Raw genomic sequence first — 10592 nt, 5'->3', positions numbered from 1 at the left:
TGGTCTGCATGGGCCGAGAGGCTTTCGAGGTGGACCACCTCTGCCTCCACCCGGTAATCCTTCCCAAAGATCCTCAGGCTTTTCTCCCCTTCAAGCAACTTTCGGCCACGTGTTCCTTCGGCCTGGTATCCCACCAGTAGGACCGTGGTATTCTTTTTATCAAGGGTCTTGGTCAAATAGGTCAGTATACGCCCCCCCGAGATCATACCGCTTCCGGCCACCACGATCTTTGGCCTGGGATCATCGATGGTCCTCCATGTGTCCCTGTAACTGCTCACCAGGGTCATGTGTTTGAACATCGCCCTGAAATCGGCTTCCGGGATCTTATGCCAGGAGGGAAAATCCCTGAATACCCCAAGGACATCAGCCCCCATCGGACTGTCTACGAATATCGGTATGCCCGGTATATTGTTTTTCCGGTACAATTTCCAGAGGATGAGCATCAACAGCTGGAGTCGCTCTACCGCAAAAGACGGGATCAGCAGAGTACCCCTTTCTTCTATCGTTCTGTGGATAAGGGTAATCAGGGTATTTTCTACCTCTTCTTCCGGATGTAAGCGGTCTCCGTAGGTACTCTCCATAAACAGGTAATCGGCCCATCTCGGTCTTTCCGGGTCCCTCAGCAGCAGGTCATCCCTCCTGCCGATATCCCCTGAGAACACAAAATGCTTTCCCCCTATCCTGATCGTGATATAGGTCGCCCCGATAATATGCCCGTTATAGGACCATTTCACTGAAATATCTTCTCCGAGTTCCTGCCATTCGTCCAGGGGTACGGCCCTGAACAGTTTAACCGCAGCTTCGGCCTCTTCCCGGGTGAAAAAAGGGAGAGCTGGTTGATGTTTGGAATATCCCCCTTTGTTTGCTTTTTCTGCCTCCTCCTCATGTATCTCAGCACTGTCCCTCAGGATGATCTCAGCTATGGCCAGGGTAGGCGCCGTGCCCAGTACGCTCCCCTTAAAGCCTTGATTGAGCATACGTGGCAGGTAACCGGTATGGTCTAGATGCCCGTGGGTCAGCAGGATATGCTTCAGATTGGGAACTTCCACAGACAGGGATTTCCAGTTTTCCTCTCTCAGTGCCTTCAATCCCTGAAACATCCCGCAATCGACCATAAGATCTGTATCGTCTACAGACACGTGGAATTTTGATCCCGTGACCGTACGTGCTGCTCCCAAAAATCGTACGCTGACCATCGTTAATCTTTTTATAGGCGACAGAGATCCTCGATCTCCTTTAAAATCCTGGATTTTCGGTTTTCAGAGACCCCCAGGTGATCCAGGTAAAATGTGTCCTTTATGAGCTGCCTGCAAAGGACAATATCCCGGCTGAGCAGGAAATGTTTTTCCCGTTGAGACAGGAGGGTTGATACCGTGATGGGATAGAGGGCAAGCCGATCTATCCTGTTCCTTATACCGTCATCTTCCGGGTAATCCCAGCTAAGCAAATACAGTCCTACACATTTGCCGTAAGTGACAGCCTCCTGTGTGAACCTGGTATTGGTGACCACCCAGCCTTCATCCGGTTTTGAAAAACCTGCCCCGGCTCCATTGTCTGCTGCCTTTACATCCTGAAACCTCGAGTGTATGTAAAGGGGTATTTTTACGTTGCAGTTTCTTCCCTCCTCCCCGTGGAATTTGCACTCTATCAAAAAGGTCTTTCCGTTCTTGCGGGCAAGCACATCGATCTCATGGGATACGCACTGCCCTTTGACCACCTCGCCTACGCGCGTATCATAACCGGAATACTGTAACAGGGTACTGATAAACTTCTCGAAAGGAAACCCGGTCGGCCCCAATTCGTAAATGGCTTTTTTCAGTTTGTACTTGGAGGCGTATACGGGCCTTTTCCGTTTCAGCATGGCATAAGCCCGGTTATAGATCTCCCGTGTGCTTATCCCGGGAAACAACTCCTCTTCTACCTTCCGAAGTATATGGTCGACGGTAGCCTCATCTGCCCCACTGTGCCGGAGCGATTCGGCAAGCCGGAGGGAGGAAAAAGGCACTGTTTCCCCTGATGATTTAACGATCTCGATTCGACGTTCCATAAACCTGATTTCCTATGACCGGTTAACATTATTCATCGGGGTGCGGCAGGACCAGGAAAGGAATGGTGACATGGAAGCCTATCTTCTTGATGACAGGTTCTATGAACAGCCTTTCCAGGAAGGTATGCTTGTTCTGCACCATGGCGAGGAGGTCGACCTTGGTTTTCGACTTAAAACCATTGATCCCGTCTATGATCTCCTGGCTGGGCACGTCGTGAAATTCGTGTTTTAATTCGGTGAACATTCGGGAAAGGCTGCCTTTATTACGTTCCTGCTTCTCCGTCAATTCGTATCCCGTAGAAACGTGGAGGACGTGAATCAGTGATTTATACACGGAGGCGATATCCATCAGGACGGAAAGCTTGGTATGCTGGTAATCCACCTCAAAATCCGTTGGAAAAAGGATCGCGCCGGGCGCTTCATAGGTGTACTCCGCAGGGATCGCGAGCACCGGGCAAGGAGCTTTCTTGATTACGTGGACCGTGTGTGATCCCAGAAAGATCTCTTTAGCCCCTGTGGCACCCTGTGTCCCCATGATGATCATATCCACTTCTTCCTTTTTGGCCAGGTCGCACACCTCGTCCACCAGTAGGTTGAAGACTGAATGGATGATAAAAGTGTGTTTGGGGTTTTTGAACTTTTGTTCCAGATCTTTCTTCAGATCCTCGAGGTTTTCCATGGAAAGCGACTGGTATATATCTCCGAGTCCGATCTGTCCGGGACTATGCAGGATGTACTCCGATTCATAGATGGCCGGGGTATAGGTATTCAGCAGGTAGAACCTGCATTTCTCGTTCTTAAAGAGCTCGAGTGCATAGGTAATGGCGTTGTAGGCATTCTTTGAAAAATCGGTAGGAAGGATGATCGTTTTCATGATCGGAGTGTATTTAATTATCGCGCGATATTCTGTAGTACGAGGAAGGGGATCTTTATATGCAACCCAAGGGTATTTACTGTGGATGGCATCAGCATGTCCTCCAGGTGAGAGTGCCTGGTATTGACCATGACCAGCATATCGATATTCTGATGGACGATGTACTTGGTGATGGCAACGGTCTTGTCTTTTTCTTCGGTGGTTTCAAAGGTGAGGTTGGCCTTTTTCAATTCATTCTTTAAAAACGCCTTATTGTCCTCCTGCCTCAAAGACAGATTTTTCATGGGGTCTATATAAAGCAGGTGGATATTAGACCGGAAGGAACCCGTGAGTTCACAGAGCAGCTTCAACTCCCTCCTCTTGTAAGGGATCAGGTAATTGGTGGGGAACAGCAGTTCACGGGGTGCGTGATAGACATAGCCTTCGGGAATTGCCATCACGGGGCATTGCACATACTTCATCACCATAAGCGTGTTGCTGCCAAAGGTGATACTCCGGTCATTGCCCGCCCCCCGGGTACCCATGACGACAATATCCGTATTCTCACGGTTCACAAGGTCATTCACCTCGTCAATAAGGGAACCAAATGCCGGGATGGTCCGGAATGTGTGCTGAGGATTTGGTGAATACTCCCTGATCTTCTGTCTGATCTTCTGCAGGGCATTGACAGATCGCTGTTCTACCTCGTCCTTCTTTTTGTTCAGAAGGGAACGGTCTGTAATATTTCCCAGCTGGTAGACCTCATCTGCATAGGCATGGAGGATGAAGATCTCACTCTGTTCATACTTAAAAATCTCACAGGCGTATTTAAGGGCGTTGAAAGCATTTTCCGAAAAATCTGTTGGCACCACTATCTTTCTCATGTCCGTCTCCTTTGGATATCTTCCTTAAAGGTAGCCTTTTCCTAGAATCAGAAGTATGACATTCGTCAGTTTGAAGTCCTATTTTTTTAACTAGTTTTACATGGCTTAAATCCAGACATGAAGAGTAGTTTTAAAGACATTATTTCCTCGGAGATCCCGGTCCTTGTCGACTTTTATGCGGATTGGTGCGGGCCATGCAAGGTACTGGCGCCCATCCTGAAACAGGTCAAGGACCAGCTGGGCGACTCTGTTAAGATCGTCAAGATCGATGTAGACAGGAATGCTGCCCTGGCAGAACGGTATCAGGTCAGAGGTGTTCCCACTATGATCCTGTTCAGGGAGGGAAAACCTCTCTGGAGGCAATCTGGAGTCATGCAGAAGAGTGACCTGGTGAAGGTATTACAATCCTACACCTGATATACATCCTCCGGAAGGGTTTGTTAAGCTTCCGACAGACCGGGGACATTCGTTGTTTAAATGTAATAAGTCAGCGTTTGCTGTAGACGGCCTTGCGTTTTTTTAGCTGGCGTTCTATTTCTTTTAGAGTGGCAGCAGCGGCTTTCTCAAAATTATCCTCAGTAGAACCGGCAAAGAGCCGGGGGCCAGGTACTTCCATCTTCATCTCACAAACCTTGTTCTTTCCGCTGGAGTCATTCTCAAGCTTGAAGTAGACATCCGTACTCAATATCCAGTCATATTTAGCCGAAAGTTTTTGAAGTTTTTGTGTGAGTAATTGATTCATCGCCTCACTGGTGGGCATGTGTACGTATTGAATGTTGATGGTCATAAATCCGAAGTTTATTTATGGGTTCAAGATAAGTTTTCCCTCTTTGTCTTTTTATGACAATTGTCAGGCCGGAATTGCAAAATATTTACTTACACCTCACTAATGGTACCCCGGCCGCATCCGAAGATATAGATTTCGTAATTTACTTAAAAATACGACAAATATCCACTACTCACCCACACTTCGGACGAATGTGATAAATATCATGGTGTGAGGGCTTGTCCGGGGCTAACTTTACATTAAAATCACAGTATGGCCAAAGCGTTTATATCGAGGATTTTTGTATCGTCCTTACTTATTTCTGCAGGGTTCATAAGCCTTAACTGTAACGATAAGAATGAGCGCGTATATCCGCAAAGGATGAAGATCACAGAATCCGTGTATTCCTCTGTCACCATACAGCCAGACAGCCTCTACATGGCCTATGCCTCCGTGGGGGGCATCCTGGACAGGAACCTGGTGGAAGAGGGATCGGTGGTGACTAAGGGCGACCCTATTGCGCAGATCATCAACAGTGCCCCGGCTCTCAACAGGGACAATGCCAGGCTTGCCCTTGAACTGGCCGAAAAAAACTATACGGGAAACAATGCCGTATTGAAAAGCCTCAGGGAACAGATCGATGCTGCCAGCATGCAGTTCAGAAATGATTCTGTCAATTACGAACGGCAAAAAAAACTCTGGGAACAGGGCATAGGTTCTCGGGCCGAATATGACAACCGACAACTGGCTTTCGAACTCGCCCGCAATAACCTCAGCCTGAAAAAAAGCGCTTATGCCCAAACTGAGAATGAACTGGAGTCTCTCTACAGGCAGGCCCGGAATAATTATGAATCTGCCCGCATCACCGCCGGGGATTTCGTCGTGGAAAGTAAAATCAACGGTACTGTCTACGCCCTTTACAAGGAACCGGGGGAGATCGTGACCACCATGGAACCGGTTGCCTCCGTAGGCAGCAGCGAGAAATTCCTGGTGGAAATGCTCGTAGACGAGGTGGATATTGTCAAAATAACGCGGGAACAAAAGGTCCTGATCAGCCTGGATGCCTACCCCGGCAATGTATTCCAGGCTGAGGTGAGCAAGATCTACCCGAAAAAGGACGAACGCTCCCAGACCTTTACCGTGGAAGCCCTTTTTGTGAACCCACCCCCTACCCTGTACCCCGGGCTCTCCGGGGAGGGAAATATCATCATCGACCAGAGGGAAGATGCCCTGGTCATCCCCAAGGAATTTCTCAGCCATGACAGTATCGTGGAGACCGAGGATGGCCCGGTGACCGTCAGGACAGGCCTGCAGGATCTCGACAAGGTAGAGATTCTTTCCGGGATCGATGCCGGAACCGTATTGCTAAAACCCGAGAAATGACGAACTGGAGTGTCATACTCAACATCGCCAGGACCCATCTCCTGACCAAGATGAAATCCACAGTGACGGCCTCCCTGGGGGTAACCTTCGGAATTGGGGCCTATATCACCCTGGTCAGTTTTATGACGGGTCTCAACCAGATGCTGGACGATCTGATCCTGAACCAAACCCCTCACATCCACCTCTACAACGAGATCGAACCCTCGAAAGATCAGCCCGTTTCTCTTTACCACGAGCTCGAAGGGGCCTTCAATGTGGTCCACTCAGTTAAGCCCAAGCAGAGTCAGCGCAAGATTCACAACGCCATGCCCATCCTCGATTACCTGAAGAAAGATCCGGGGGTCAGAGGGGCCACCCCCCAGATGAGGACACAGATCTTTTACCTCTCGGGATCTATCGAACTTGGGGGAAACCTCACGGGCGTAGACATCATGGAAGAAGTGCGTATCTCAAATTTCCGGGATTATATCGTGTCGGGCAGCCCGGAAGCCCTCAGGAATTTGGAGAACGGGATACTGCTGGGGGCCGGCCTGGCCAAAAAGATGTCGCTGGGTATTGGAGACAGGGTGCAGGTCAGCAGGGTAAATGGCGGCATCTTTCCTCTCAAGATCGTAGGGATCTACCAGAGTGGGATCGCCGATATCGACAACATCCAGAGTTATGCCAATTTGAAAACGGTACAGAGGATCAGCGGGGAGGCCCAGAATTACATCACGGACATCAACATAAAACTCTATGATATCCGTCAGGCCCCGTCTATGGCCCAAAAGCTCGGGAATCAGTTCGGGATCAAGGCAACGGATATCAATACGGCTAACGCCCAGTTCGAAACGGGTTCGGATATCCGCAATCTCATTACCTATGCCGTGTCCATTACCCTGCTGATCGTGGCCGGGTTTGGGATATACAACATTCTGAATATGCTGATCTATGAGAAAATGAATGACATCGCCATCCTGAAGGCTACCGGTTTTTCAGGTAGGGATGTACAGCTCATTTTTATGAGCCAGGCGATCATAATCGGACTCGTCGGGGGATTTTTGGGTCTGCTGATCGGATTCGGCCTCTCGGTATTCATAGACCAGTTACCCTTTAACACGGAGGCTTTGCCTACGATCACGACGTTCCCGGTAAACATGCAGTTCAGATACTATGTGATCGGGATCATTTTTGCCCTGCTATCGACCTTTGTGGCAGGTTACCTGCCTTCGAACAAGGCAAAAAAGATAGATCCTGTCCGTATCATTCGGGGAACTTAAAGAAGCAATATGGACTGCGTTCTGGAAGCGAGACATATAGACAAACACTTCAGGAAGCCGGTAGACTTCCATGTGCTGAAGGACATAAGTTTTTCGGTAAAACGCGGTGAATTTGCCTCCATCATGGGAAAATCAGGATGCGGCAAATCCACGCTGCTCTATATCCTGTCGACCATGGATACGGATTACACGGGGGAACTTTTTCTAAACGGTGAGCTCATCACAGGCCGGTCGCATCAGACCCTGTCCAGGATCCGAAATGAGCACATAGGCTTTGTCTTTCAATTTCATTACCTCCTCTCCGAATTCAGTGTCCTTGAGAATGTGATGCTCCCCGCTAAAAAACTCGGGATCAGAACAAACAGCGAAATTGAAAAGGATGCCAGGGAAAAGCTGGAAATGCTTAACATCGGTTTTCTGGCTGAGAAACGGGCTTCGAGGATATCGGGAGGAGAGAAACAACGGGTAGCCATTGCCAGGGCCCTGATCAACAACCCCACCATCCTAATGGGGGACGAGCCCACAGGGAATCTCGACAGTTATAATGCTGAAAATGTCCTGCAGATCTTTAAACGCCTTAAGGAGGAACAGGGATTGTCCCTTTTGGTGGTCACCCACGACATCGACTTCGCAAAAAGTACGGACCGCATCATAGACATGGAAGACGGCAGGATCATAAAATCCTGACTTTGCATGAAAGTATGATATAAGTCATGAGATAGGAATTGCTTCCTGAATAACTTTAGGGTAAATTAAAAACTGTCACCATGAGCAGCCCAGTCGAAACCGCCTTTATTCCTATCGGTCGAAAGGTAAATTGGTATGAAGTATATATCCTGGTAAATCACTGGAAATCCGACCTGGAATTCTACAGGGAAGATATACAGTTCCTCCAACAGCTTATTCAAAAATACCTGATCTGGATCACCAAAAAGGAAAATCTGGAACGGGTGACTGAAATCCGCAAAAAGGGACACGATCTCGATCAAAAGTGCAGGGATCTGCAAGAGTCCGTCAAGAGCCACCTCGGGCAGATCGTTGACGCCATTCAAGGAAAAAGAACTGTTTCCGGGGAGGAGTTTCGCACCCGCCACGGGCAAATGGAAAGCGAGTACGCAGCTTTTGTAAGGGAATTCAGGCAAATCCGAAAGGAGGTCTTTAAAGTGACCGAATACGTCATAGACAGCGAGGAACTTCAGCATATCCTGGATTCCTGATCTACGTAAAAAAGGATATTTAAGAAAAAAGCTTTCAGCAAAGGCTAATAATTCACTCAATTTAAATTGTAGGATAGGATTAAGGTTTCTATCTTTGCCTCCCGAAAATCAATTTCATGCCCACGTGGTGGAATTGGTAGACACGCTACCTTGAGTGGGTAGTGTTCGCAAGGACGTGCTGGTTCGAGTCCAGTCGTGGGCACCAAAAAAAGACCGCTATTCTATTCAACAAAAGGATGGCGGTTTTTTTGTGGAGTGATTTCGGCATAATCCATATTTTAGCCAGGCCGAATCAACTAATCGGGGATCTGGAATATGGGTAAAAGCATTCTTATTGTAGGTGGGGGGATCGTAGGTCTCAGTTGTGCCTACTATTTGCAAAAGGAAGGTCACGAGGTTACCGTGATCGACAAGTCGGGCATGAATAGCGGTGCTTCCTATGTGAATGCCGGATATCTTACCCCCAGCCATATCATCCCCCTGGCCGCTCCGGGCATGATGGCCAAGGGCATCAAATGGATGTTCAACAGCAGCAGCCCTTTTTACATGAAACCCCGTCTGGATGGCGATTTCCTGAGGTGGGCCTGGGCCTTTAACAGGTCTTCGACCCGGGCACATGTCGAAAAGGCCATTCCCCTGATAAGGGAGATCAATGTGCTCAGCAAGGACCTGTACAGCGACATGCACGATTCGGGGGAGCTAGGAGATTTTCAACTCGAGAAGAAGGGCCTGCTCATGCTCTATAAAACCCAAAAGGAAGGGCGGCACGAAAAGGAGGTTGCCAGAAGGGCAGCCGATGAAGGCCTGGAGGTGACAGAGCTCACCCGGGCAGAGTTGGATGCCGTACAACCCGGACTGAGTCCGGAGATAGACGGCGCTGTGCACTATCTCTGTGACGCCCATACCTCACCTGATGAGATCATGGACCGACTTAAAATGTACCTCAGGGTTCAGGGGGTGGTCATCCGGCAGGATGAAGAGGTCATCGGGTTTACCCAGAAGGATAAACGCATTAGCGCCACCCTGACAAAGAAAGCTACTTATAGTGCGGACGAAGTGATCCTTGCCGGAGGATCCTGGACTTCCGGCCTTCTCAAAAATCTCGGGATAAGGCTACTGCTGCAGGCTGGAAAAGGATACCGCATCAATGTCCCGAGGCCGGTGGGGATCACCCTGCCTGCCATCCTTATGGAGGCCAAGGTCGCCGTCACCCCTATGAAGCATTTCACGCGTTTTGCGGGGACCATGGAATTCTCCGGGATCAATCACAAGATCAGGCCGGAACGCGTAGAGGCCATTGCCAGGGCAGCGGAGAGTTACTACACGGAGCTGGAGATTTTTCCACAGGAAAAACAGGCAGCCCAATGCGGTTTGAGGCCAGTGAGCCCGGACGGACTACCCTACATTGGAAAAACTTCCCATTATGGGAACCTCACCATCGCCACCGGGCACGCTATGATGGGTTGGAGCCTTGGGCCGGCCACGGGTAAACTGGTCTGTGAACTGATCTCTGATCAACCCTTGTCTATGTCCCTCGAAGGATTCCATCCCGAAAGAAGGTTTTGACCGAGATTGTAATTTCCACAACGACAGAGGCATAAATACCTCAACTCCCTAAAATTTTAACTTTCCTCTTAGAACATTGGCGACAAAAAAATGTAACTTTGTTTAAGTTTTATCTATAAAACATGAACAACGTAAAGAAATACTTTAGTATTCGTGACCTTGAGAACCTTTCCGGGATCAAGGCCCATACTATCCGTATATGGGAGAAAAGGTACAACTTACTGGCTCCGGAACGCACCGCTACGAATATAAGGACCTACAGCCTGGCAAGTCTGCAAAAGCTTTTGAACATTACCTTGTTATACAACAACGGGTACAAGATCTCCAAGATCGCCAAAATCCCCGAAGGAGAATTGCCTGTTGTGGTGAGGGAACTGGTGGCACAGAACAGCACAAAAAGTCATGCGATCAATGCCTTTAAACTGTCAATGATCAATTTTGACGTCTCCCTGTTTCAAAAAACGTACAACAGCCTGATAGGAGAGCGGTCCTTCAGGGAAATCTTCTGGGAGGTTTTTATCCCCTTGCTGAATGAGCTCGGCCTGCTCTGGCAAACAGATACCATCAGTCCGTCTCACGAACATTTCATCACCAACCTGATCAAACAAAAGATCTAT

General features: G+C 48.8%; 12 protein-coding genes and 1 tRNA gene. 8 read left to right on the top strand and 5 right to left on the bottom strand.

Annotated elements, in window-relative coordinates:
* From ABYP73_RS07195 to ABYP73_RS07180, 4 genes are all read right to left on the bottom strand, one after another.
* The coding region (locus ABYP73_RS07195) for an MBL fold metallo-hydrolase (RefSeq protein WP_372973871.1) at positions 1-1196 on the bottom strand (1196 nt) is incomplete at its 3' end.
* A gap of 11 nt (positions 1197-1207) precedes the next feature.
* Positions 1208-2047 (bottom strand): restriction endonuclease, encoded by an 840-nt coding sequence (locus ABYP73_RS07190; RefSeq protein WP_372973870.1) that lies wholly within the window; start codon positions 2045-2047, stop codon positions 1208-1210.
* Between the two features lie 28 nt (positions 2048-2075).
* Complete coding sequence (locus ABYP73_RS07185; protein WP_372973869.1) at positions 2076-2921, bottom strand: universal stress protein; 846 nt, start codon at positions 2919-2921, stop codon at positions 2076-2078.
* A 17-nt stretch (positions 2922-2938) separates the two neighbouring features.
* Positions 2939-3784 (bottom strand): universal stress protein, encoded by an 846-nt coding sequence (locus tag ABYP73_RS07180; protein ID WP_372946438.1) that lies wholly within the window; start codon positions 3782-3784, stop codon positions 2939-2941.
* A gap of 117 nt (positions 3785-3901) precedes the next feature.
* On the opposite strand from ABYP73_RS07180, the gene trxA reads away from it, so the two are divergent.
* Positions 3902-4201, top strand: coding sequence for a thioredoxin (gene trxA, locus ABYP73_RS07175; RefSeq protein ID WP_372946439.1), 300 nt, complete (start codon positions 3902-3904; stop codon positions 4199-4201).
* A gap of 70 nt (positions 4202-4271) precedes the next feature.
* Here the strand turns inward: trxA and ABYP73_RS07170 are convergent, their stop codons facing one another.
* Positions 4272-4571, bottom strand: coding sequence for an HPF/RaiA family ribosome-associated protein (locus tag ABYP73_RS07170; RefSeq protein ID WP_372946440.1), 300 nt, complete (start codon positions 4569-4571; stop codon positions 4272-4274).
* A gap of 360 nt (positions 4572-4931) precedes the next feature.
* Between ABYP73_RS07170 and ABYP73_RS07165 the strand changes: the two genes are divergently transcribed.
* The 7 genes from ABYP73_RS07165 to ABYP73_RS07135 all read left to right on the top strand — a co-directional run.
* On the top strand, positions 4932-5933 hold the full coding sequence (locus tag ABYP73_RS07165; RefSeq protein ID WP_372973868.1) for an efflux RND transporter periplasmic adaptor subunit: 1002 nt from the start codon (positions 4932-4934) through the stop codon (positions 5931-5933).
* Complete coding sequence (locus ABYP73_RS07160; RefSeq protein ID WP_372973867.1) at positions 5930-7192, top strand: ABC transporter permease; 1263 nt, start codon at positions 5930-5932, stop codon at positions 7190-7192. Before ABYP73_RS07165 ends, ABYP73_RS07160 begins: the two co-directional genes overlap by 4 nt.
* A 9-nt stretch (positions 7193-7201) precedes the next feature.
* Positions 7202-7879, top strand: coding sequence for an ABC transporter ATP-binding protein (locus tag ABYP73_RS07155; protein ID WP_372973866.1), 678 nt, complete (start codon positions 7202-7204; stop codon positions 7877-7879).
* 80 nt (positions 7880-7959) lie between these two features.
* Positions 7960-8409 (top strand): hypothetical protein, encoded by a 450-nt coding sequence (locus ABYP73_RS07150; RefSeq protein ID WP_372946461.1) that lies wholly within the window; start codon positions 7960-7962, stop codon positions 8407-8409.
* A gap of 118 nt (positions 8410-8527) precedes the next feature.
* A tRNA-Leu gene (locus tag ABYP73_RS07145) sits at positions 8528-8614 on the top strand.
* 110 nt (positions 8615-8724) lie between these two features.
* Positions 8725-9975: an NAD(P)/FAD-dependent oxidoreductase gene (locus ABYP73_RS07140; protein ID WP_372946460.1), complete on the top strand. Its 1251-nt coding sequence runs from the start codon at positions 8725-8727 to the stop codon at positions 9973-9975.
* Positions 9976-10097: 122 nt separating this feature from the next.
* On the top strand, positions 10098-10592 hold a 495-nt coding region (locus ABYP73_RS07135), incomplete at its 3' end, for a MerR family transcriptional regulator (protein ID WP_372973865.1).

The sequence above is a fragment of the Muriicola sp. genome (assembly GCF_041567615.1).
GTDB lineage: Bacteria > Bacteroidota > Bacteroidia > Flavobacteriales > Flavobacteriaceae > Muriicola.
Note: the sequence above shows the minus strand (reverse complement) of the source record. Positions and strands in the feature narration are given on the sequence as shown.